This is a genomic window from Pseudoalteromonas sp. NSLLW24 (assembly GCF_015864725.1).
Classification (GTDB): domain Bacteria; phylum Pseudomonadota; class Gammaproteobacteria; order Enterobacterales; family Alteromonadaceae; genus Pseudoalteromonas; species Pseudoalteromonas arctica.
Map to the genome: position 1 here is coordinate 1 of NZ_JADYWQ010000018.1, position 22,274 is coordinate 22,274.

The window sequence follows — 22,274 nt, forward strand, 5'->3', positions numbered from 1 at the left end:
GCAGCCAAAGCTTGGGCCTCACATTACCCGAACTTGGTTAAAGTATTAATTAATTTATGGGTTTATTATCCATACAAGAAAATCAACAAGGACTAAAAACAGCGGCTGTTCGCTCCGCTCCATTTTAGCCCACTATTTTTAGCCTGTTATTTAGCCTGTTATTTAGGCGTTGTTTTACAGGAAGTATCGTGAGTGATTTAGATAAGTTCATTAAACAAATAAACCAATTAACAGAGCCTGCTCGAAAGATTTCACGGCAAATGGATAAAATAATTCCACCTTATGTGCAAAAGCTTAACCAAGCATTTGCTCCATTGCGTCATCAAGCAAACGTGTTATCTCAATTACATAGCCCCTTGTTTGAACAAGTTCACTCATTAGTTCAAAAAACTGCAGCAGCTGCGAAAGAGTGGCAAACTGCGAGAAAAGCTGATGTTACAGTTATGGCGGAAAATGGCTGGTACCCGAATTGGTTTACTTTCTTTTATCAGCCAGAAGAAGAACCAAACTCTTTAGATGAGTTAATGGTAATGCACTTAGAAGATAAATGGGCTGATTTAACGGTAAAAATAATCGAACTTTGTCCTAATCGCGAACATGTTCTAAAAACGGCTTTCAAGTTACATGAAGAAGGAAATTATATTGCAGCAATTCCTTTGTTTTTCTCTCAAGCTGACGGTATATGTTGTGAAGTTTTAAAAAGTTTCCTATTTACCGGAAATGACACAAATGAAAAGCTTGATACACTGATAGAAAATGGGGAGCTAGAGGTTAACATGCTACTCGATGTTTTCTTAGAGCCTTTTAAATTAAAAAACCATCATAATGCTGGGATTTCAAAAGCAAGTGTAGCTCACAAAAAGAAAGCCCCAAATAGAAATGGTATTTTACACGGACATCGTAAGCATTTAGATTACGGAACCAAAATAAATTCTTTAAAATGCTTTTCTCTACTTGCTTTTACCGTATATACAGTTAAAGAAATGGTCAGTGGTAAGTAAAACATAACAACACGCCCTGAGGTGGACAGCAAGCGCTAAAGCTCACTTTCCACCGCAAATTTCAATAGCGATGATCCCTTACTTTTCAATGCAGTTAAGTAAGTTGATTCATCGTAGGGCGTATGTGTTTTCCAGCACCTAAATAGTATTCGTATCCGCTTAAATGCCAATGATCTGATGATGGTATTATAGAGTTTTCCTTTGGCTCCTTGCTGCCAACTATCGTGACCAAGTAGCGATGCTTTAGCCTAAAATAAATAACGCACAGATAATCCTGCTCATTCTAGAAAGAGTAAAAAAACACCCAGACTAAATTTTCCAGTAATACTTTCAAAACGCCAATTGAAACAACATCAAACACTTTTTTATATGCTATGTAAAAGTACAGTAATAGATTGAACCAAAATAGGAACTCAGCTATGGTTTGTTTATCAAAAATAATAAAAAACGAGTCAATCTACAGGCTCGTTATAATTCAAATCTGATAGGTGTTTATGCGTTATATATTTTTTTCTTACTATTATTTTTAAGTGGTTGTGCTTCAGCCCAAAGAGATGCTTTAACTTTTGACCAGGTACAGCTACCTCAACCAAATGAAGAGCTAAGTGTTTTAGTATTCCATAGGTTGCTTACCCCACCAGCAGCATCAGGTATGCGTGTAAGTATAAATGATAAAAAAATTGTAGCACTACCAAACAATACTTTCTCTTACATAAAATTACCGGCGGGTAATTATGATTTAAAAATTAGCTAGAGCCCACTCACAGGAGTGTGGAGTAATACAAAACAGCTAATAATTGCACCTAATCAAACTAAATATTTACAATTAAATAGCAGTGTTTATACGGCAATGGGTGTTGAACTTGGTTCGAGTAAACACGATCCATCTAACAAAGAGGCCGCAGAGACCTTGTTAAGGGAATGCTGTAAATATGTACAAGCTACTGAACTCTAATAGTTAGCTTTTTTGTTCGTACTTAGCTTATTTTAACCAGCTATTTTACGCTGTTTAATTGAGGCGTTGAGGTTGTAGAGTTACTCCTTTTAAGAAGAAACAGTCTGTTTAATGGGTAATACATTTATTACACATTGCATTAAAATGCTTAGAATTAATTAAAGAAACTCATTATTTAATTGAATTTGGCTATTGGAACTATTCTACAGCCTCGTTGTATTGCTAAAGGATTATCGTGAAATACTCTAGGATTGTACTCTTTTCAGTAGGTTTGTATTTATTGCTAGTTGCTCTATCAATAATAGCAACAAAGATTGTTGGCTTTGATGAGATGACTCAAAGTACATCATACATTTTTATTCATTAGGTCTTCGGCTTTATAGCCTCTTTAATCGCGTATTGTTACTTAGGCTATAAGCAAATAGTGAGTCCCTATAAACAAGCCTTTTTAGTTGCGGCGGTTTATTGGTTTATTGATCTAAGTGTCGGTGCCTTACTATACATTTTGTTAAAAATACCAATGGAGCTTTTGATATATTTACATCCAGCTTTGCTGCATGTTATTGCTGTTTTATTAGGGACATTACTTGGTATTCAATTACGTCGTAAAATAGTTGAGCGTAAATAAATAAATCGTAAAGCAGAGCAAAAACAGCTGGTTTTTGCTTTTTCACCCTAACCTTAGATAACAACCTTACGGCCTATTTATTCGGCATAAGTAAAAAAGGAATTTAAATTTGCTATTCGATTGGTTTAGCTCTGAAAAGCCAAATGTTTATTTGGGATCGTTAGCTGTAGCTAATAAAAGCCATTTTTCTAAGGTAGAGTCGTTTTTTTATATAACGGGCGATTCACTACAAGATCATATGCACAAGAAGCTTGAAGATATTTTTTGTCTTCACAGCATTTCGTCTATTAAAGAGCCTAAAAAGTCAGATATTGGTTTAGATGTTGTTATAGTTACTTTACATGGTGGTGATGCATTCACTATAGATTTTGATACAGCTGTTATTCCGCTATTTTGGCGACCAAAAGTTAAGTTAGTATCGCGCTTGTATAATATTAAACACAATAAGACGATTAAAACGTTCAGCGTTTCTAAATCTGTTACGTGGCGCGAATTCATAGCTAAAAAATTTAGCTTAAGAGGCTTTTTTCGTTGGGGTCCTTTGTATCATAACGAAGACATGGAAATACTGTTGTATAAAGCATGCTACGAGTTATTAAATAAAATGCGAAAGGCTATTTAACCAGTAGCCAATAAGAATAATTAAAATAAGATAAAAATACATTTTGCTCTTGGTGAACATTATTACAAACAAAAGAGGAACTCAGCTATGGTTTGTTTATCAATAAAAACAAATAAAAAACGAGTTAATCTAAAGGCTCGTTATGTTTTCAGGGAGTCCGTAGTTGAATTCAAGTAACTGGGATAATGCTGTAATAAAAAGTATTGGCTATGTTGGTATAGGAATCCCTGTATGGTTTTTATTCAATGGGCTGGCACCTTCATCACTTGGTGATATTTCTGGACTTGCCGTTACTTTTTTACTTTATATTGGCGTTTACCTACTAATTTCTATCGTTGGTTAGTGGTTGGCTTTCCTGTTCACTGGTTTTCAAAAAAGTACACTAACGGCTCTTATGCTTTTTATATCGCAATACCACTAATAGTTGTGGTTGATGGCTTGTTTAATAACACCCCTCAAATATTAGGTTTGGCGGCATTATTCCAAGCCTTTTTGTTTAGGTATTATCTGTACAAAAAAACATAACAAAATAATTTGACATCATCCATCCTAAATTTTGCTACGCACTAAGAAGAGTAAGCCCTTTCAACCTAAATTAAAGCTGTTCAACCACCCGTAATACCTTACAAGATGCCAATTAAAACAACATCAAACCCTTTTATATTCTGCGTAAAAATACAGTAATCGATTGAACCAAAATAGGAACTCAGCTATGGTTTATTTATCAATAAAAACAAATAAAAAACGAGTTAATCTACAGGCTCGTTATGTAACTACGTGAGGAGAGATGATGAACAAGGAAACTATAGGGAAATACGTCGCAGTTTTGGGATTATTGCTTTTCTGGGCACCTCTTTGGGGAATTGTTGATTCGTATTTAATTATGTCCTCTTCATTTCAAGAGATAACACTGTTTGGAAGTAATGAACCTAAAATATCACAAGAAGAAATGTCATCAACAGCTTTGTCTACAGTAACAGGGTTCATCTTATTTTTAGTTGCACTTTGCTTTTTAACATTTTCCGTTGTGGGCTTAAACTATCGAACTAAGTGGCTTTTTTGGGCACTAATAATATATTCAACATTGTTACTCTTCATGTTCCCTGTTGGTACAGTGTTAGGAGTAACTGTGCTGGCAGCGCTAGTTTTAAACAAGAAAAAATTTGGACTTGACGGTGACGCTATATAACAAAACCATTAACCGGATTAGTACAAGAGCGCCACAAATCGGTTATGGCAGGCGTTAGCTTTCTAAGAAGGTTTCGAGTTGAGAACAATATTTAGCTTTATTTTAGCCTCTTTAGTTGTTGCATTTTTAGCGCCAATGGCAATTGAAATGAAATTTACTATTATTCCTTTTGGTATATTTATTTGGACGTTAATAGTTGTTCTAATTTTGGTTCCAGTAACAGCATTTCCCATTTATAAATTTATCACTAAAAGCTGTGGTTATTCGCTAAATACAGTGCTCAAATCTTCAGTTATATCTACTTGCTTAGTTTCTTTCTTTTTTGTTTTCCCTTCAGGTTTAGATAGCTCAATTATTAATGGTAAGGTATTGGTCGAAAATGGTTCAATTACGTTAATAGGTTATGGATATAGCTTTTTACAATTGTTTTTATTTTCTATAGTAGGTCTTGTTGCTGGTATTGTATTTTACGTTTCAAAAATAGAGTTAAACAAAAGCTAAAGAATTAGGATGAAATTCATTCTAACTTTTACATAAATAATAAATTAAAGCAGCGGGTTAAGTGAGTTTTATAAAAATGAATCACGCAAAAAGCTGAGCTACAATGAAAGAAAGAGTAAAAAGCCAACCACACTAAACTTTCCCGTAATACCTTCCAAAACACCAATTAAAACAACAGCTAACTCTTTTTATATTCCACGTGAAATACAGTAAAAGATTGAACCAAAATAGGAACTCAGCTATGGTTTGTTTATCAATAAAAACAAATAAAAAAACGAGTTAATCTACAGGCTCGTTATAAGCCAATGGAGGCTCTGCAAAATCATATGGAAATTCGCAATATTTCCTGGGAGCAAACAATCCCGCTTCGACAAAGTGTTCTTTGGCCAAACAAGCCTCCGGAATATTGCCATGTTGATGGCGATCATGACGCAATGCATTTTGGTGCCTTTGTTAATGACGAGCTTGTTTGTGTTGCCTCCGTATACATAAAATCAGATAAAGCTCGCCTACGTAAGTTTGCTACTAAAACTGATTATCAAGGGCAAGGCATTGGCTCTCAAATGCTAAAGTTTATTCTTCACTCTCTTAATAATACGGTTGTAAATTTTTTTTGGTGTGATGCTAGAGAATCAGCTTTAAGTTTCTATCAGCGCTTCGGTATGCAGCCATACGGGGAACGTTTTTATAAGGCTGATGTTTCTTACTTTAAAATGGAAGTTGCTTTATAGTAAGTTTAAAGCGGCATATAACAACACGCGCTGAGGTGGGCAGCAAGCGCTAAAAGTTAGGATGACACCCATTCTGACTTTTACGTCAATTATCAATGATAGCAGTGAGTTAGGTTACATCCATGAAAGTGCATCACGCAAAAGTCTGAGCTGTATTGACAAGATGAAAGTAGTAATTGGTAGCCCGATAGACGACAACAATTTTTATTAAAAAATGGTAAATAACTCGGCTTCATTGAGCCTAACTTCCTTTAAAATAAAAGTGGGATATTACCAACGTTATGATGATCCTCAACTGCTAGGTTTTTTCTGCTGCATCACTTATTTTAACAAATATATTTTGCCCATCAGAGTAAAAAACACCCACACCAAATTTTCCAGTAATTCCTTCCAAAACGTCAATTAAAACAACACCAAACTCTTTTTATATTCCACGTAAAATACAGTAAAAGATTGAACCAAAATAGGAACTCAGCTATGGTTTGTTTATCAATAAAAACAAATAAAAAACGAGCCAATCTATAGGCCCGTTATAAACCATAAGGAAGTGTCATGAAAAAAATATTTGTCGGAGCAATAATTCTGGTTAGTTCTAGTGTATTCGCTAACCCATATAAAAGTGGGTTCGTTGATGTTTCAATTCAAACACAAGAAGGTAAAGAAACTTTTAAACTAGTTTGTCAGCCTAAAATCACTGTGGGGAAATTACCAAAAAACTGGGTTAGTTCTTGTAACGATATCGGCAAGAAACTTCTGGAGTTAGCTGTCGAAAACGGAGTGAAAGTCGATCCAGTTGACAAAGTATTTGGTATGGCTGGTGACTTTGCTCAAAAGGCTTCTAGTGATCTACCAGAAGATATTGTCCCCGCAGCAATTGTTAGCCGAGAATTTGGTAGTTAATGGTTTATAACAAGTAATAAACTAGGACAAATAACATTTTTCTGCGTCTCTATTTTAACTTACTATTATTTGGCTGTTAGAGCTATTCTACAGCCTCGTTATACGCTTCTAAAGCTCGGTGTAAATAAAATGTTTGATGATGCAATTAGACTTGCTACCAAATTACTTGAAAGCGATGATGATTACTTAAATATAGTTATGAATCTTTGTCAAATTGGAAATAAAAAGTATGGTCAATGCTGGAATACTGAGTTTCATGTATTTGGTGTAATTTCATCTGATACAGATCATTTACCTTTAATTCATGTTAGAGAAAGATGTTCCGCTGAGTTCTTAGTTAAATCAGATAAAGAGTTAGCTGAAATTGTAGAGTATTACCGATCTGATGTGGTGATAGCTTGTAATCTAATAGTGAGTAGTAAAAACGTATAACAAGTCGTAAAGCAGAACAAAAAAAATCTGGTTTTTACTGCTATGTCGCTTACTTTAGCAAATATATTCTGCCTATTTAAGGCAGTACTAGATATAAAAATACAAGGATGCATAATTGAATTATTTAAATTGGTTACAAAAAACATACCCAGAGCTAAATGAGATATCAAATGAAACTATTAACTCTCATATCGACAAAGCAAAGTCTGATACAGAGCTTTTTAGGGAATTCATTAAAGTACTAGGTAGCTTATTTTTTATTATCCCGTTCAACTTATACCTTTATATTTCGGGTATTCAGGAATCTAACAGCTCTTTATATTGGTTGTTGGTTGTGGCTTCAATTGCTGTTGGTGGTTTTATCGGGCTTTATTGCGAGCAAAAGGTCATTAAAAAACGTCTTAAAAAAATAATACAGTTAAAGGCGTTTTGAATGACTAATGATGAAGGGCAGTTAGGGTGACCTTATTCTAACCGTTACGGAAATTATCAATTATAGAATGGTAAACAACTTGGCTTTATTAAGCCTGATTCTCTTTAAAATAAAAAGCGGAATATTACGGTCAATAAATGCATGGGTAAATTGATTTTAAGTTGATAGGAACTCAGCTATGGTTTGTTTATCAATAAAAAATAAAAAACGAGTTAATCTACAGGCTAATTATACGTATCTCAGATTATGGAGAATCTTTTGAATCTTAAAATTAAAACATCTAAAGCCGACTATGACGCTTTTTACGCTCACACAGCATCCAAGGCGTTGAAATCCTATACATGGATACCCATGCTTAAAAATGTGTGTCTTTGGTTGGTGCTAACTTTTAGTTTTATGTCCTTCTTTCAGTTTCAGTCTGGCGGAATAGAAAATAAGTTGTTCTTTTCTGTTTTCACATTATCCATTTTATTTTTTATTTACGTCGCTCTCAGTAAATTTATGGAAGTGAAAATTGCACAATGTTTTACACCAAATGAAAATGGAATAATGATTGGTCCTAAAGAGTTTGAAATAAGCGCTGATGGTATAAAAGAAATCCACCAATATGGTTATAACTTTTATAACTGGGATGTTGTAGAGCATATCGAAGAAGTTAATGGTTCAATCTATGTATATGTTGATAAAGTACTTGCCATAATTTTCAACCCTGAGTCGTTGAAACCTGATAAATGTAAAGAAGATCTTTTAGCTACGATGAACAAACACGTAACAACACGCCCTGAGGTGGACGACTAGTCAAATTTAGCTATTAATTGCAAATTTTAAAAGTGGTGAGCCTCTTTGTTTTCAACACCTAAATGTAATCCTTATCGATTTAAATACCAGAGTTCTATATAGGCTTATCCTTCACTTATTACTGCTTATAATACGCTTTAGCCCAAATCAACTATGTAACTACAACGAATAGAAAAACCAGCCACTCTACAAATATTTGCCTTGGAATAGTGGGCAACTAAAACCTAAATATATCCATACCTCTTGACGGCTTCGTCCAATAAACTGCGCTATTTCCGTTTATTTTCACTTCAGCGATATCATTAAACGCGCGCAATCGCCCTTAAAATTAATTCCCGTAAAAACAAATTAATTATGGGAGGTCCTGTAGTCAAATAACAATACCTTAGTAAACGCTAGTTCATATTACGTCACGTAATATCCATACAGAACTTTAAGTTAAACATACGTTCGTGCAGCGTTCCCATTTTTATTTGACTCAATTTATTGGACATTCTTTTTATGAAATTAAAGTTATTTATCGCAATTATTTTTAGCACTTCGATGTCGTCTTACGCGACAGAAGCTGTAGATCAAACGGAGTTCTCATTCGAAGACTTAAAAGCGCTGGCAAAAGCCTCAGCCGAAAAGCCCTATACGCCAACTAAGGTGCCAGCGCCGGAGTTAATCGATAAAATTACGTATGACGAACATTGGAAAATACGCTTTAAAGAAGATGAAACCTTATACCCAAGTGGAAAAAAGGCGCCCGTACAATTATTTTACCCTGGCCGATATTTTCCAGAGCCTGTAAGTATTTACATCCGAGATGATAAAAATCAGGTTCAAAATGTACCTTTTAGTAATGACGTTTTTGATATGCCTGATGACAGCCCAGCTCACGATCTCCCAGAGGGGTTTGGATTTGCAGGCTTTAGAATAATGCGCCCAGATATGAAACCAGATTGGATATCTTTTTTAGGTGCGTCTTATTTTCGTACCGACGGGCCAGAGGGGCAATATGGACTGTCAGCCCGAGGTATTGCAATTAATACGGGTATGAATCAGCCAGAAGAATTTCCGCGCTTTTCTGCATTTTGGATTGGCCCCGCAGAGAAAAAAGGTGAAAGTGTGTCTGTTTGGGCATTGCTTGAAGGGCCTTCTATCACTGGTGCTTATCGATTTGGTTTAAGCAAAGATAACAAAGAAGCTAAAGGCCATATTACCTCTGTAACGGCTAATTTGTATATGCGCGCCGATGTTGAACGCTTAGGCGTAGCACCGTTAACCAGTATGTATTGGTACTCACAAAAAGATAAAACAGAAGCTAAAGATTGGCGCCCAGAAATTCACGACAGCGATGGCCTGGCGATTCACACAGGATCGGGTCAATACGTTTGGCGCCCGTTAAATAATCCTCAGTCGGTTTCGACCAATAGTTTTATTGATGAGAACCCAAAAGGGTTTGGTTTAATCCAAAGAGATCGTGACTTTAATAACTACCAGGACGATGGCGTATTTTATAATAAGCGTTCATCAGCGTGGATAAAACCTACTGACGATTGGGGCAAAGGCGCAGTTCAGTTAATAGAGATTCCAACAAAAGATGAAACGTTTGACAACATTGTTGCCTACTGGGTGCCTGAAAAAGAGGCGCGCAAAGGTGATGAGTTTACCTTTTCTTATGATATTGAGTGGCGTCCACTCGATCCAAAATCAAAAACGCTTGCAAGCGTTGTAAATACTCGACAAGGCTTAGGCGGAATTCCCGGCCAGCCAATTCCTGAAGGCGTTAACAAAATGGTGATTGATTTTGAAGGTCCAGTGTTTAAAGGCTTAGATAACAAAAGTGGTATAAAGCCGATTGTTGAAGCCAGCAACGGTGAAATACTAGAACCTATTGGAGTTTATCCGGTAGTTGGTACAAACCAATGGCGATTAGCATTTGACTACAAACAAGCTAACAACAATCCGGTGAACATACGGGCGTATTTAGTTGATAAAAATGATGAAGCTATAACTGAAACATGGGTAAGTGATGCAAAGGTAACGATTAAATAAGCTTTAAATAAGCATTAAAGTAAAACGGGTGGCTATATTTTGATTTGCTAGGTAATTATAGCCACCATAATGTCTTTTAAAACGCCAATCAAAACACCATTAAAACTCTCTTTTATATCCCACGTAAAATACAATAATCGATTGAATCAAAATATGAACTCGGCTATGGTTTGTTTATCAATAAAAATAAAAAACGAGTTAACCTGCAGCTTGTTAGCTGTTTCGAGGGATTGTATGTTTTTTTTGAGTAAATTATTTTGTTGGGAGCGAGGCCGACAAAAATCAGGCTACGATAAAATGTTGATTTGTGGTGCTACGTGGCCAATTAAATTTGATACATATTTGCTTAAATTCCCACAAGGAAGTGAAATAGCACCACACACAGACAAAGTTGAATCTGGTAAACACTATCGATTGAATATAGTGCTTAAAAAAGCAGATTTGGGTGGTGAGTTTATTTGCAGTGATCCGATATTTGAAACAAAGCGGGTTAAGCTATTCCGGCCTGATGTAAGTGAGCATCAGGTATCAAAAGTTATAAAAGGTAATAGATATTTACTCAGCATTGGGTGGATAAAAGGGAGCTCTAAATGCTAGATTTAAGACCTAATTGTGAATGTTGTGATAAGAATCTACCTGCACAGTCCACAGAGGCTTTTATTTGTTCATTTGAATGCACATTTTGTTCTGGCTGTGCCCAAACGCTGTTAAATAACGTGTGCCCAAACTGCTCAGGTAATTTGGTTCAGCGGCCAATTCGCCCTTTGGCTGCACTAAAAAATTACCCAGCATCGACTAAGCGGGTATTAAAAGAAAGTGTTTGTGCGCCAAACACATAAAAACATAAAGTATAATAATTACATTTTCTGAATATGGAGATCTGATGAGAAAATCCTTTGAATTTACCGTTAAATCAATCAAAGTTAAAATAATTAACTCTTGGTTTAGTGGTGCTAAATTATATGTGAATGGTGACTTACGAGATACTGACAAAACTTTGTTAGCTATTAGGAATAATACTTTACTATCTGCAAATTTAGGTGAGTTGGGTGTTCTAGAAATCAAGCCATTATCGGGGCTAATTACCGTTGAAATGGATGCATATTTGGTCAATGGTACAAACATTCAACATGTATATAGCTCACATAAACGCCTTAGCCTAAAAGAGCAAAGGGCAGCTCGATAAAGCTACTTTAAATAACGTATATTCCTGTGTTTTCCTGCATTTACCTGCCTTCAGTAATAACCTCCAAATGACTTTGAGGAGGTTTAAGCCCCTAAGCATACCAAGTTAATATACTTGGTTTACTCGATTACCTTAAAATCACTCACACTCTTTCACATAAAGTAAAAGCGCGCTGTACATTACACTGAGTGCTTTTCTTACATCGCTGTCGATAACCGCTTCTGCTGGGTGATGGCTTATACCGCCTGGGCTGCGTATAAACAACATGCCAACGGGGCAAATAGGAGCGACTGCCATTGCATCGTGCCCAGCGCCTGAGGCAAGTGAAGGCGATGCTTGGTTGTTGAGTTTACATGCGCTTGAAAACAAATGCTGAATATTGGTGTCGCACGCTACGGCATCGGCGGCATGCGTCCATTGCCAATCAAGCGTTAAATTGCGTTTGTTTGCTATAGATTGAGCGCTGCTTTGTATGGCGCTTAGTAAATTAGCCAGATCGGTATCGCTTTGTGCGCGTGCGTCTAGGCTTATGGTTGTTTTACCTGCGATCACATTTGTAGCCCCAGGGCGAGATTGTATTTGCCCTACGGTGGCAACTTCACCATTTTTAGCATTACTTGCTAGTTTTTCAATTTCGATTACTAATTCGGCGCAGCCTGCTAACGAATCCTGACGTAAATTCATAGGCGTAGTGCCTGCATGACCGCTTTGGCCAGTTAGGGTAAGCATGGCGCGTTTTGCCCCTGCAATAGCCGTTACAACGCCTAACGCCTGATTAACCGATTCGAGCACCGGACCTTGCTCTATATGGGTTTCCCAGTAACCTAGTAATTCGCTTTTATTTAGTGCAGCTTTTGCGTAGTCGTTGGGATTTAAGCCAAAGTCGAGCATGGCTTGGCGCATAGTTATGCCGTTTGTGTCTTCAATGTTTAGCCACTGTGGGTCAAATTCGTTAGCGAGGGCTTTTGAGCCAATTAAAGTTGTGGCAAAGCGAGTGCCTTCTTCATCGCAAAAGCCCACTACATCTAAATGAAAGGGCAGGTCGAGCTTTAACTTATGTGCAAGCGCGGCTATTTCTATTCCCAGTAGTACACCTAAAATACCATCAAACGCTCCTGCGTTTGGTACTGTGTCGAGGTGTGACCCTATAATTAAACGTTTAGCATGTGGGTTTGATGATTTTAGTCGCCCCCAAAGGTTGCCCACTTCGTCTTGCCACGACTGCATGCCTGCCTCTTCCATCCATGATGCAGTAACAGCGTTACACTCTTTGTGCTCTTTTGATAAGTACACGCGGTGAATACCATCTTGCATTTGCGATAGTGCGCTGAGGGTTTTACAGCGAGATAAAGCGCGTGTTGCGTATTCATCAGCAAGTTCTTTATCTAATAAAGGGCTGTGTTGTGGGCTTACAATCGTCATGCTAAATCCTTTTTTTATTTATAGTGAGCAAGGGCGGCAATGGCGGCTTCGCCTTTAGGCCCTTTGTAACCGTTGGCATGTAAGCAAGCGTCTAGGCTAGCAAGAGTCTGTAGTACGGTGTCTTTTCGGGCATTGTAGCCCATGGTGCCAATACGCCAAATTTTGCCATGCAGTGGCCCAAACGAGGTGCCAATTTCTATCCCAAAATCGGTTAGCATTTGTCCGCGTACGTGGTCGGCGTTAATGCCCTCGGGTATATAAACACCCAGTACGTTGTTCATTTTATGTGTTAAATCACCAAATACATTTAAGCCTAATGCTTGAATGCCTGTTAGCATGGCATCGCCATGTAACTTGTGGCGCGCAACGCAGTTATCTACACCCTCTTCAATTACTATACGGGCACATTCTGAGGCGCAATACAGCATGCTGGTGGCTTCGGTATGATGATTAAGGCGCTCCTCTCCCCAGTAATTCATGATCATACCTAAATCAAAATAGTTGGAGCGCACAAAGGGCTCTGTACCATCGGTATGTTCGGCTGTACGAATGCCTGCTTCTACCTTTTTACGTTTTTGGATCCACTCAGCGCATTTGTCGCTTAGTGTTAATGGCGCAGACCCAGAAGGGCCGCCTAAACATTTTTGTAGGCCAACAGAAAGTGCATCGAGTTTCCATTCATCGGCGGGTAAATCGTTACCTACAATCGATGCGGTGGCATCGCAGTAAAATAGTACATCGTGCTTTTGGCAAATATCGCCAATATGCTCAAGAGGTTGGTTCATGGTGGTGGATGTATCACCTTGTACCATGGCAAGTACATGGGGTTTTACATCAATAATGGCTTTTTCGATTTGTTCGGGCGTAAACACTTCGCCCCACGGTACGTCTATTGTGTGCACCTTTGCGCCAACGCGTTCTGCAATTTCAGCCAGTAAATGCCCAAAGCGCCCCATAATTGGTACAAGTACTTTATCGCCTGGGCGTAAAATAGAGCATAATACGGCTTCAATACCAGCGCGCGATGTGCCATCTATTAGCATGGTCCATTCGTTTTTAGTTTTAAAAATTTCTCGGTAACGCGCCATGGTTTCGTTCATAAAACCGGTCATTACTGGGTCGTACTGACCTATAAGCTGCGCCGACATAGCACGTAAAACACGAGGATCTGCATTAATTGGGCCAGGGCCCATTAATAAACGCTGTGGTGGGTTTAAGGTTTGAACTTGCGTGTTATTAAACATATTTTAGGCTCCCAGAGTCTGAATGAGCATGCGAATACCCGTTATCATTAAGACAACGGCAAAAGCGCGTTTTAGTTGTTTTTGATCCAGCTTACTACCAATTTTTACGCCAATAGGCGCAAATAAAATAGTTAGCGGAATAATAAGAAAAAAGGCAGGGAGGTTAACTAACCCCCACGTACCTAGGGGAGCATCGGTTGGCGTTGTGCCAATACTTAATAAGGTAATTACGCCAGGTAGCGCAATCAATAAACCAAAAACGGCCGCAGTACCTACTGCAACGTGGGCACGTACATTAAATGCGTTTAGCATAGGTACGCCAATAGTGCCGCCACCTATGCCAATCATTACTGATAAACCGCCTACAATACTTGCCATAATGCCTTGCCCAAATTTACCTGGTAGTTGGTTTACAAGTGCGGGTGCGCCGGCTCTAAATAACATGTTTAAACTGACTAAAATAGCAATGCAGGCAAACATGAGCACTAATGCGTTACCGCGAACGGTATGAGCAATAATACTACCGACTACCGCCATAACTAATATAAACGGTGCCCAGTATTTTATTAGCGCAAGGTCAATATTGCCTTTGCTATGATGCGAGCGAATAGATGAAAGCGAAGTAGGTACTATGGTTGCAAGTGATGTAGCTGTGGCTATCATCATTGCCGACTCTGGGCTTACGCCAAAGCCTTGCAGTAAAAAATACAGCACAGGTACGATAACAATACCCCCGCCTACACCAAAAAGTCCTGCTAAAATTCCGGCAAAAATACCGGTTGCTATTAAGGCTACTACTATTGGCCATTGGTTTATTATTTCTGACATTGTGTTCCTGCTGTAGTTACGGTTGCACGTCCATCTGAACGAGGATCTGTTGCTGCTTCAAGGCTTGTAGGTGTATCTAAAATAGCCCCAGCGTGCCCCATCATTTCGTTATTATTATCAACGCTTACCCAATCGTGGTCACGTTGATTTAATTCATGTTCTATATGAAAAACTAACCCTTTTTCAATTTTTAAATTTGTACTTGTATCACCCCATGTGCGCCCAAGTAACCAACGAGGGTCGCTAATGGCTTGGTTTATTGATTTATTTCGCCATGCGTAGCCTGCAAAAACAGCGGCTTGGGTTTGTGGTTGCCCTTCACCGCCCATAGTGCCGTAGGCAAGGCGACGACCATCGCTAAACTTTGCCATTGCTGGGTTAAGTGTATGAGCCGGCTTTTTATTTGGCGCAAGGGCGTTAATATTGTTATCCGCATCAATACCTTCATTGTTTAAACTAAAGCTTAAACCACGGTTATTCCACACAAAACCGCCTTCGCTCATTAATATTCCGCTGCCAAATTCCCAATAAATACTTTGAATAAAGCTGACTAATTGGCCGTTTTTATCTCTAGCTGCCATCCACACGGTATCGCCAGGCTCTGCGCTAAAAGGCCATTTTTTGGCTTTGGTCATATCAATATTATTAGCAAGTTGGCTTAAGCGATTATCGGTTAGTGCGTTTTTATAACCGTCTCCTAATACTTCAGGGTCAGCCCAAAGAGTTGGGCGATGGGTAAAGCTTTGTTTGGTTGCCTCAACAATTAAATGCATCCAGTCGGCATCGGTTTTAGCTTTGTGTTTTAGTTTATTTACGGCACCAATTATTTGCAGTGAATGCACGCCTTGTGTTGGTGCGGGTAAGTTATAGCAATCAATACCTGATAAGTTTGCATTTAGCGCAGTAACGACCTCGGCTTTAGTATTTGCAATATCACTTACGGTAATTGAGCTACCTGCTTTTGCTAAGTCGGCGGCAAATGAGTTAGCAAGTGCACCTTCATAAAATGCGTTTAAACCCTGTTTTGCTAAGTGTTCAAATGTTGCTGCAAGTTTAGGGTTTTTAAAATGCTGACCTGCTTGCAAGGGCTTACCATTGGGTATATAGAGGCTTTTAAACGCGTCATTGGTATTATTTGCAGCAGCTAGCTTTTCGCAGCCTGCTTGCAAGCTTTTTGTAACGGTAAAGCCCTCGCGAGCAAGTGCAATGGCGGGCGCTAAAATTTTTGACAGTGGCAGTGCTGCGTGTTCATCTAGCTCAAGGGCTTTTTGCCAACCGCGTATTGTACCCGCTTGAGTCAATGCGCTTAGTCCGCCGCGCTCTGGTATTTGTGTGAGCGTGTTATAAGCACTTGTATTACTTGCAGCTCGGCCGCAGGCGTCAATAGCGATGGGCGTTTTTTGGTTTGGGTTATCGATAAGCCAAAAGCTATCGCCACCAATTGAGTTCATATGTGGATATACAACGCTGATAGCAGCGGCCGCGGCTACCATAGCCTCGGTGGCTGTACCACCTTGTTTTAATATACTTATACCTGCCTCAGTGGCCGAAAAATGAGACGCGGTAAATGCAATGTTGTGTGTGGTCATGCCGGTGTGTCCTTTTTTAAGTGTGCAGCTAATTGTTGTACGCACGCAAGTAGGCTTTTATCGTTACCGTGGCTCATCATTAATGAAAAGCCATACGGATGTGCATTTGCTAAATTAGCCAGCGGTAAGTGTACTTGCGCCGAACCACTCAGCCCTGCAATTGCCGAAAGCGTAATAATTTGCATGCGTAAGGCGCTTGTGTCGGCGCCTAATTTAGGTGCGGTTGTAGGGGTGGTAGGTAAAAATAAGCAGCTGTGCTTATTTAGGTTTTTAGCGACGATTGCTTGCCACTCATACTGTATTTTTAATGCCTCTTGTTCTTCTTGCTCGGTTAAAGCCAGTGCCATTTTAAAACGAGCTGCAATTGCTGGCGCAAAATGAGAAAGCTGATCTGGGAGTTCAATCCAATCTCGGTGCGTTTTAGCAATCGCACGACCTTGTAATATTCTAAAGGTATCGGCAAGCTCACTTAGTAAACCAACGTTGGGGAGTTTAAACTCGATATGATGATTAAAATAAGGTTTGATTTTTTCTAAAAGCTTACCCAGTGGTGCTTGTAAAGAGGGGTCAACAAGTTCAAAGAGTGCTTCGCAAATAACTAACGTATTTACTTTATTAATAGGTTGTTGTGGTAACAATACATTACCTACATCGCTTAATAGCTCGGCGCTTTGGGTAAGCCAACCTATGGTATCAAAAGGCGGTGCCAACGGTATTAGGCCGTCTTTTTCAATCACGTTATGGCTTGGCCTTATACCAAATAAACCACAATAGCTGGCGGGTATTCTAATTGAGCCGCCAGTGTCGGTGCCTAAGCCAATATCGGCTAAGTTAGCAGCAACGGATGCAGCAGACCCCATACTCGAACCGCCACTTGCATGACCGCTAAGTTTTGGATTTTGTGCTGCACCATAGTGAATATTATTACCCTCTAAGCTGTAAGCAAGCTCATCGGTATGGGTAAAGCCTGTAAAGCTACAACCCTCGTCCATTAACATATTTACGGCACTTGCTGTTTGCTGGGCCGGTTTTGCTGCTTTAAACCAGCTAGGGTTACCTGCGCTGTTGCGCTCGCCTTTTATTGCAAATACATCTTTAATTGCAAGACGCTTATTAATAAGCGTGCCTTGGTAATGTGTTTGCCATGCCTTAGGACCATGGTCACAAAAAATACCGGTCGTATTATTATTTTTGGTACTCATATCACCACTCGTTATAAAAAATCTGACCAAGCAGTTCAGATTTAGAGTGATTAAAAAGACGGATTAATTTTTATTATTTTTCAGCTCACTGCGTAACATCTTGTTTTTATTTTACAGAGCCTGATCCGCTTTTTAATCGGTTAGCTTATTATATTGTTTAAAACCTAAGCAAGAGGAATGCCATAAATTAAAACCCTGTCCAATTGGTCAGGATTTGGCGAGTTGTATGAGGTTAGTAAATATGGGCTGTAAAAATAGTGGTATTAAAATGAGCTAAAACAAACCAATTTGGTGCGCAGGTGCACCAAATTGGTCTTTATTTATATGGTTGTGAGCGCTAAATAAGGGACGTTTTACTGATGATTAAACCGTTAATATCGGCGTAAACCCAATCGTTAGGTTCTATGGTGGTGCCAAGCATGGTAACAGCTTGGTTTTTATCACCAAAGCCGCGCTTTAAGGTACTACGCGGTGTAGAGCCTAGCGCCATAACCGGTAAGTCCATAGTGGCGAGTATTTCTATATCTCGGCAACAGCCATTTATTATTACCCCTTCCCAGCCATTATTTAGGGCACGCTCAGCCATAATATCGCCAATAAACGCAAAGCGTTTGCTCGCAAACCCGTTTATAACTAATACTTTACCTTCACCATTTTCATGCAATATATCGGCGGCAAAAGAGTTGTCTTCTGGGCAGGTAACGGTAACGACTTGACCGTAAAACGTGGTTTTTTTACCAAAGTGATAAAGGCCACTGTCGGCTACTTGTACGCTATCGCGATGATCGTCAAATAAATCGGGTGTAGTAAAGGGTTTCATGGGTTAAGTCTCACTTTGCTCAGGTATTTTAAGACCAATACCTTTTAAAATTATGTGGGCAATTGATTGCGTAATTTGTGCCACATCGGTTTTGTCGTACTCTAATTTGTTCATTACGAGTAAAACCTCAGCCTGAAAATCGGCGTAATACTGCGTGGTAGACCAAATAGTAAAGAGCAAATGGTAGGGATCAACCTTATCCATTTTATCTGCGTCCATCCACGCTTGAAGTACATCAACTTTTTGCTTAACCCAAGGGCGGGTATTGGTTCTAAAGTAGTTTTGTAAATAAGGGGCACCGCGCAGTATTTCGCTGGCAAATAAGCGAGATTGCATTGGCTGATTTACGGCGAGTATTACTTTACTTTTAATATAGTTATAAAGCACGGTAGCTGGATCGTCGTTAATTGTGACGTTATCTAGCCCTAAGTTCCAATTAGCTATTATGCGGTCGATCACAGACTCGTACAGACCATCCTTACTTTTAAAGTAATACAAAATATTAGCTTTTGGCACCTGCGCTTCTTTAGCAACCATGCTCATACTTGCTCCGTCGTAACCTAATTGCGAAAACAATTGCTCGGCGGCATCTAAAATTAGTTTTTGGTTTTTTTCGCGTGTTACTTCTTTTTTATTTGGTTTTATTTGTGTGGTCATTGTTGAGTTTGCGTGTTTAACGTATTGATTGATTGTAGCTTTACTGACCAAAAGGTCAATTACTAAAAAGTGTGAATGTAAAAAACAGGGGAAGAGGTTTAAGCTATAAACTTTAGGGTCTGTTGATCTTTGCGGATTAAAATTTGTTCAAACTATGGGCTATTTAATCGCGGCGCGAGATTTGTAACCTAGTGGGCTAAGTAAAAACCGAGCAACAAAGAGTAAGTAGTCCCTAGGAAGAACCCTTTGGGCAGCGCCTGTTTGGCATTAATGCTACGTTATCGCCCATTTATGGGGAATAACCACACTATATAGGCTCTGCCTTGCCTAAATACCAAACAGACTGCTGCAAATTTAACCTTGAAAGATCAACAGACCCTAATTGTTTAATTAAATAATTACTGTTAGTTTAGTTTCAAATTTACGAGTAGTACTTTTGGATTGGCAAATGGAGTTTTTAAGCAAAAATAAATACACGCTTTATGGAGTTGCTGCAATATTACTGTGGAGTTGCTTAGTGGCATTACTACGGGATATTTCTGAGTTGTTTAGCCCCATTGGTGGTGCTGCGGCTATGTACTCTGTCAGTGCGATATTTTTAATTTTGGTTATGGGAGTGCCTAAGTTTAGTGGGTTTTCAAAACGCTACCTGGTAGTAGGTACTTTATTATTTGTATCGTACGAAATTTGCTTAGCGCTTTCTATTGGTATGGCAAACAGCCGTCATCAGGCAATGGAAATGGCGGTTATTAATTATTTATGGCCCACGCTAACTATATTGCTCTCTATTATTATTGGTCGCAAAAAAGTAAGTTATTGGGTGTACCCAAGCATGATTATTGCTTTTTTAGGCGTTGCTTGGTGTATTACGGGCGATCAAGAAATGTCACTCGATACGCTTGTCGCTAACTTTGCTGATAATCCTGCTACTTATTTAATGGCATTAACTGCAGCGTTTATATGGGCTATTTATTGCGTGGTTACGCAAAAGCTGAGTAATGGCAAAAATGCCATTACGTTATTCTTTACTGTTACGGCAATGAGTTTATGGGCGCAATATGTTTTTAGTAATGAAGCACCATTAACGTTTTCACTCAGCTCAAGCATAACATTGCTATTAGCAGGAGTAGTGGTAGGGAGCGGGTATGCACTGTGGAACCAAGCTATTATTGGCGGTAACTTAATGCTGCTTGGCACACTTTCGTACTTTACACCGGTGTTTTCTACTATTATTTCAGCGCTGTATTTATCTATTACGCTGAGTGCTTCGTTTTGGCAAGGAGTTGTACTGGTAACCGTGGGCTCGCTAATTTGCTACTTTGTAACGCGAGAAAAGTCTGTTACAGAGCCAGCAAAAACACTAAGCTAAATTATATTTATATGTAACTAGATTAATGAGGCGTGCTATACGCCTCATTAAGTTTGTGGCAACTATGCAGGCATAACGGCATAGCTTGCTGATTTGTATCTAACTTTTTTTGCACAATAATAAAATATTAACGCAAATACTGCAGCGCTAATATCAACAATACCGCTTTGATAATATTTAAAAAAATCATCAGCTAATAAAGCCTGTACAAGTGTTGAAACTCCCATACTAGCAGATAAAAATGCAATGCCGATTAAGCCCCAATAGCTAGCGTGGTGAGTTCCTTTAAAAAAGGTATAAGCAACAAAAACAAAAAATACCAAATAGTAACTATAAAGGTAACTGTAATTTGCGTTCTCTATATATAGGTTTGTCCATTTAGCTTGCAATAACGTGGCAACCACGGCAATTATTGAACCTACACACACACCAATTGTTAAATTTGCCATAAATCGTGTGCTTCGTTTATTTGGATCTTTTTTAAAGCGTTTGTCTAACCACAATAAGTTACCAGAATAAAATAAGAATGCGCCAAGCAGCCCCATAATAAAATACCCCCAACGCCCCCATTCACCTCCATAAGTACCAAAGTGAAGTGAAAAGAAACTTGCTACTATATTACCCCAAATACCCTCATCTCCTTGCGGATAGCTTGAGTTAAGCACTTTTAATGTATAAGGGTGTAAAAATAAGTAGTCTGTATCAGGTCCGCGAACAACGGCGCTGCTATTACTCATTTTTAATGTTGCTGTTGGACTGTTTGTGTTTAAACGATTAAACGCAATATGAATTGGCTCATAACCTGTAGCGTAGTTTTTTGCCGCTAGGATCTGTTTATCTATACTTGGTAAATTTGCAATATGATAATTATGTGCTGCTGGGGCAGGGCGTTGAAAAAAGGATTTATCGTCATAAAATGCTGATAGACCATCATAAATTAGGTCATGAAATGCAAACACAACAACAGTAAACGCTATAATTAAATGAAAAGGCAGGCTGGCGATCCCAACTAAATTATGGCTGTCGAGCCAAAAACGACTAGCACCTTTTTCTTTTCGTATTGCAAAAAACGTTTTTATAAGCGTAGGTAGTAAAATAATTACGCCAGACACCAATGCTAAAAAGTACAGCGCAGATGCTATACCGAGTATATACACCCCTGATTGGTCGTGACCAATCTCGCCTGCAAACCCTGCAGTTCGATGCAAATAATCTATTAAATCTGCAAGTTTATTCTCACTTTGTTGCTGTATAACCAGATTATTTTGCTGGTTTATATGTAGCGCCTGTAATTGGTTATCAAGTGCCATACCGCGCTCTTTTCCTTGGCTGTACCAAGAGAGCGGTGCTTGATCTGTTAGTAAGTCAATAGAAAAACCATTGCCCATTTGCTCAGGGTACTTAACTATTGCTTGGTCAACTAATGTTTGGTAATTGTTAGTGTGTGGTTTAGTCACTGGTGCACTGACGGGGTTTGCCCACTGTGCTAATTCGTGCTTAAACATGGTTAAACTACCAGCATAAAACCCTATGAAAAGGACTAAGCCTGCGATTATTCCTGTCCATGTATGCACACCTTGATAGGTGCGCAAAATATCGGCTCTAACTCTCATAGCCAAGTCCTTAAAATTATAAATAAACTATATAGCGTTATATTTAAGCCCCCAAGCGTCAGCCAAGCATTTTTTGCCGAGCTAAACAGGTATGTGAAGCTAAAAATGGTTAAC

At 38.8% G+C, this 22,274-nt stretch carries 25 protein-coding genes and 1 pseudogene; 17 read left to right on the plus strand and 9 right to left on the minus strand.

Annotated features, from left to right (window positions below; translation table 11 throughout):
* The first annotated feature begins 188 nt into the window (after positions 1-188).
* On the plus strand, positions 189-1,001 hold the full coding sequence (locus I6E72_RS16185) for a hypothetical protein (RefSeq protein ID WP_197113123.1): 813 nt from the start codon (positions 189-191) through the stop codon (positions 999-1,001).
* A 35-nt stretch (positions 1,002-1,036) separates the two neighbouring features.
* Here I6E72_RS16185 and I6E72_RS19940 read toward each other — a convergent pair.
* Positions 1,037-1,279 (minus strand): annotated as a pseudogene (locus I6E72_RS19940) (IS110 family transposase); the annotation flags it as partial.
* A 146-nt stretch (positions 1,280-1,425) separates the two neighbouring features.
* Between I6E72_RS19940 and I6E72_RS16190 the strand changes: the two are divergent.
* From I6E72_RS16190 to I6E72_RS16260, 15 genes are all read left to right on the plus strand, one after another.
* Complete coding sequence (locus I6E72_RS16190; protein ID WP_197113124.1) at positions 1,426-1,755, plus strand: hypothetical protein; 330 nt, start codon at positions 1,426-1,428, stop codon at positions 1,753-1,755.
* 625 nt (positions 1,756-2,380) lie between these two features.
* Positions 2,381-2,584 carry a hypothetical protein gene (locus I6E72_RS19785; RefSeq protein ID WP_231620578.1) on the plus strand — a complete coding sequence of 68 codons (204 nt, stop codon included), beginning with the start codon at positions 2,381-2,383 and terminating at the stop codon, positions 2,582-2,584.
* 109 nt (positions 2,585-2,693) lie between these two features.
* Positions 2,694-3,206, plus strand: coding sequence for a hypothetical protein (locus tag I6E72_RS16200; protein WP_197113125.1), 513 nt, complete (start codon positions 2,694-2,696; stop codon positions 3,204-3,206).
* A 163-nt stretch (positions 3,207-3,369) separates the two neighbouring features.
* On the plus strand, positions 3,370-3,549 hold the full coding sequence (locus I6E72_RS19790) for a hypothetical protein (protein WP_231620579.1): 180 nt from the start codon (positions 3,370-3,372) through the stop codon (positions 3,547-3,549).
* 447 nt (positions 3,550-3,996) lie between these two features.
* Entirely contained in the window at positions 3,997-4,395 is a 399-nt protein-coding gene (locus tag I6E72_RS16210; RefSeq protein WP_197113126.1) for a hypothetical protein, read from the plus strand.
* 78 nt (positions 4,396-4,473) lie between these two features.
* Entirely contained in the window at positions 4,474-4,896 is a 423-nt protein-coding gene (locus I6E72_RS16215; protein ID WP_169044704.1) for a hypothetical protein, read from the plus strand.
* A 326-nt stretch (positions 4,897-5,222) separates the two neighbouring features.
* Positions 5,223-5,627, plus strand: coding sequence for a GNAT family N-acetyltransferase (locus I6E72_RS16220; RefSeq protein ID WP_024599991.1), 405 nt, complete (start codon positions 5,223-5,225; stop codon positions 5,625-5,627).
* A gap of 552 nt (positions 5,628-6,179) precedes the next feature.
* Positions 6,180-6,527 carry a hypothetical protein gene (locus I6E72_RS16225; RefSeq protein WP_024593237.1) on the plus strand — a complete coding sequence of 116 codons (348 nt, stop codon included), beginning with the start codon at positions 6,180-6,182 and terminating at the stop codon, positions 6,525-6,527.
* A 129-nt stretch (positions 6,528-6,656) separates the two neighbouring features.
* Positions 6,657-6,959, plus strand: a complete 303-nt coding sequence (locus tag I6E72_RS16230; protein WP_165721720.1) for a hypothetical protein — start codon at positions 6,657-6,659, stop codon at positions 6,957-6,959.
* Between the two features lie 115 nt (positions 6,960-7,074).
* Complete coding sequence (locus I6E72_RS16235) at positions 7,075-7,392, plus strand: hypothetical protein (RefSeq protein ID WP_165721719.1); 318 nt, start codon at positions 7,075-7,077, stop codon at positions 7,390-7,392.
* 501 nt (positions 7,393-7,893) lie between these two features.
* Complete coding sequence (locus I6E72_RS16240) at positions 7,894-8,190, plus strand: hypothetical protein (RefSeq protein ID WP_197100839.1); 297 nt, start codon at positions 7,894-7,896, stop codon at positions 8,188-8,190.
* A 501-nt stretch (positions 8,191-8,691) separates the two neighbouring features.
* The gene (locus I6E72_RS16245) at positions 8,692-10,230 is read left to right on the plus strand and encodes a glucan biosynthesis protein (RefSeq protein WP_197113128.1); all 1,539 of its coding nucleotides are present in this window, start codon (positions 8,692-8,694) and stop codon (positions 10,228-10,230) included.
* A gap of 234 nt (positions 10,231-10,464) precedes the next feature.
* The gene (locus tag I6E72_RS16250) at positions 10,465-10,827 is read left to right on the plus strand and encodes a 2OG-Fe(II) oxygenase (protein ID WP_101216351.1); all 363 of its coding nucleotides are present in this window, start codon (positions 10,465-10,467) and stop codon (positions 10,825-10,827) included.
* The gene (locus I6E72_RS16255; protein WP_101216352.1) at positions 10,821-11,069 is read left to right on the plus strand and encodes a DUF1272 domain-containing protein; all 249 of its coding nucleotides are present in this window, start codon (positions 10,821-10,823) and stop codon (positions 11,067-11,069) included. The genes I6E72_RS16250 and I6E72_RS16255 overlap by 7 nt, the downstream gene beginning before the upstream one ends.
* 44 nt (positions 11,070-11,113) lie before the next feature.
* Positions 11,114-11,416 carry a hypothetical protein gene (locus I6E72_RS16260; protein ID WP_007584337.1) on the plus strand — a complete coding sequence of 101 codons (303 nt, stop codon included), beginning with the start codon at positions 11,114-11,116 and terminating at the stop codon, positions 11,414-11,416.
* A 138-nt stretch (positions 11,417-11,554) separates the two neighbouring features.
* Here I6E72_RS16260 and I6E72_RS16265 read toward each other — a convergent pair whose 3' ends face one another.
* From I6E72_RS16265 to I6E72_RS16295, 7 genes are all read right to left on the minus strand, one after another.
* Entirely contained in the window at positions 11,555-12,838 is a 1,284-nt protein-coding gene (locus I6E72_RS16265) for an allantoate amidohydrolase (protein WP_197113130.1), read from the minus strand.
* 14 nt (positions 12,839-12,852) lie between these two features.
* Entirely contained in the window at positions 12,853-14,082 is a 1,230-nt protein-coding gene (locus I6E72_RS16270) for a pyridoxal-phosphate-dependent aminotransferase family protein (RefSeq protein ID WP_197113132.1), read from the minus strand.
* 3 nt (positions 14,083-14,085) lie between these two features.
* Positions 14,086-14,910 (minus strand): sulfite exporter TauE/SafE family protein, encoded by an 825-nt coding sequence (locus I6E72_RS16275; protein ID WP_024599978.1) that lies wholly within the window; start codon positions 14,908-14,910, stop codon positions 14,086-14,088.
* Positions 14,898-16,499 (minus strand): gamma-glutamyltransferase family protein, encoded by a 1,602-nt coding sequence (locus tag I6E72_RS16280; RefSeq protein WP_076924282.1) that lies wholly within the window; start codon positions 16,497-16,499, stop codon positions 14,898-14,900. The genes I6E72_RS16275 and I6E72_RS16280 overlap by 13 nt, the downstream gene beginning before the upstream one ends.
* Positions 16,496-17,701: an amidase family protein gene (locus tag I6E72_RS16285; protein ID WP_197113134.1), complete on the minus strand. Its 1,206-nt coding sequence runs from the start codon at positions 17,699-17,701 to the stop codon at positions 16,496-16,498. Before I6E72_RS16285 ends, I6E72_RS16280 begins: the two co-directional genes overlap by 4 nt.
* A 337-nt stretch (positions 17,702-18,038) precedes the next feature.
* Complete coding sequence (locus tag I6E72_RS16290; RefSeq protein ID WP_197113136.1) at positions 18,039-18,521, minus strand: putative 4-hydroxy-4-methyl-2-oxoglutarate aldolase; 483 nt, start codon at positions 18,519-18,521, stop codon at positions 18,039-18,041.
* A 3-nt stretch (positions 18,522-18,524) separates the two neighbouring features.
* Positions 18,525-19,178, minus strand: a complete 654-nt coding sequence (locus I6E72_RS16295; RefSeq protein ID WP_024597735.1) for a TetR/AcrR family transcriptional regulator — start codon at positions 19,176-19,178, stop codon at positions 18,525-18,527.
* Between the two features lie 448 nt (positions 19,179-19,626).
* Between I6E72_RS16295 and yddG the strand changes: the two genes are divergently transcribed.
* The gene (yddG, locus tag I6E72_RS16300; RefSeq protein ID WP_197113145.1) at positions 19,627-20,547 is read left to right on the plus strand and encodes an aromatic amino acid DMT transporter YddG; all 921 of its coding nucleotides are present in this window, start codon (positions 19,627-19,629) and stop codon (positions 20,545-20,547) included.
* Between the two features lie 62 nt (positions 20,548-20,609).
* Here yddG and I6E72_RS16305 read toward each other — a convergent pair whose 3' ends face one another.
* On the minus strand, positions 20,610-22,160 hold the full coding sequence (locus I6E72_RS16305) for a PepSY-associated TM helix domain-containing protein (RefSeq protein ID WP_197113147.1): 1,551 nt from the start codon (positions 22,158-22,160) through the stop codon (positions 20,610-20,612).
* Positions 22,161-22,274: the final 114 nt, after the last annotated feature.

Excerpts from the sequence above, each read along its gene's own strand:
- I6E72_RS16210 (WP_197113126.1), top strand. The coding sequence starts at position 3,997 with ATGAACAAGGAAACTATAGGGAAATACGTCGCAGTTTTGGGATTATTG.
- I6E72_RS16220 (WP_024599991.1), top strand. The coding sequence starts at position 5,223 with ATGGAAATTCGCAATATTTCCTGGGAGCAAACAATCCCGCTTCGACAA.
- I6E72_RS16225 (WP_024593237.1), top strand. The coding sequence starts at position 6,180 with ATGAAAAAAATATTTGTCGGAGCAATAATTCTGGTTAGTTCTAGTGTA.
- I6E72_RS16230 (WP_165721720.1), top strand. The coding sequence starts at position 6,657 with ATGTTTGATGATGCAATTAGACTTGCTACCAAATTACTTGAAAGCGAT.
- I6E72_RS16240 (WP_197100839.1), top strand. The coding sequence starts at position 7,894 with ATGGAAGTGAAAATTGCACAATGTTTTACACCAAATGAAAATGGAATA.
- I6E72_RS16245 (WP_197113128.1), top strand. The coding sequence starts at position 8,692 with ATGAAATTAAAGTTATTTATCGCAATTATTTTTAGCACTTCGATGTCG.
- I6E72_RS16250 (WP_101216351.1), top strand. The coding sequence starts at position 10,465 with ATGTTTTTTTTGAGTAAATTATTTTGTTGGGAGCGAGGCCGACAAAAA.
- I6E72_RS16255 (WP_101216352.1), top strand. The coding sequence starts at position 10,821 with ATGCTAGATTTAAGACCTAATTGTGAATGTTGTGATAAGAATCTACCT.
- I6E72_RS16260 (WP_007584337.1), top strand. The coding sequence starts at position 11,114 with ATGAGAAAATCCTTTGAATTTACCGTTAAATCAATCAAAGTTAAAATA.
- I6E72_RS16265 (WP_197113130.1), bottom strand. The coding sequence starts at position 12,838 with ATGACGATTGTAAGCCCACAACACAGCCCTTTATTAGATAAAGAACTT.
- I6E72_RS16270 (WP_197113132.1), bottom strand. The coding sequence starts at position 14,082 with ATGTTTAATAACACGCAAGTTCAAACCTTAAACCCACCACAGCGTTTA.
- I6E72_RS16275 (WP_024599978.1), bottom strand. The coding sequence starts at position 14,910 with ATGTCAGAAATAATAAACCAATGGCCAATAGTAGTAGCCTTAATAGCA.
- I6E72_RS16280 (WP_076924282.1), bottom strand. The coding sequence starts at position 16,499 with ATGACCACACACAACATTGCATTTACCGCGTCTCATTTTTCGGCCACT.
- I6E72_RS16285 (WP_197113134.1), bottom strand. The coding sequence starts at position 17,701 with ATGAGTACCAAAAATAATAATACGACCGGTATTTTTTGTGACCATGGT.
- I6E72_RS16290 (WP_197113136.1), bottom strand. The coding sequence starts at position 18,521 with ATGAAACCCTTTACTACACCCGATTTATTTGACGATCATCGCGATAGC.
- I6E72_RS16295 (WP_024597735.1), bottom strand. The coding sequence starts at position 19,178 with ATGACCACACAAATAAAACCAAATAAAAAAGAAGTAACACGCGAAAAA.
- yddG (WP_197113145.1), top strand. The coding sequence starts at position 19,627 with ATGGAGTTTTTAAGCAAAAATAAATACACGCTTTATGGAGTTGCTGCA.
- I6E72_RS16305 (WP_197113147.1), bottom strand. The coding sequence starts at position 22,160 with ATGAGAGTTAGAGCCGATATTTTGCGCACCTATCAAGGTGTGCATACA.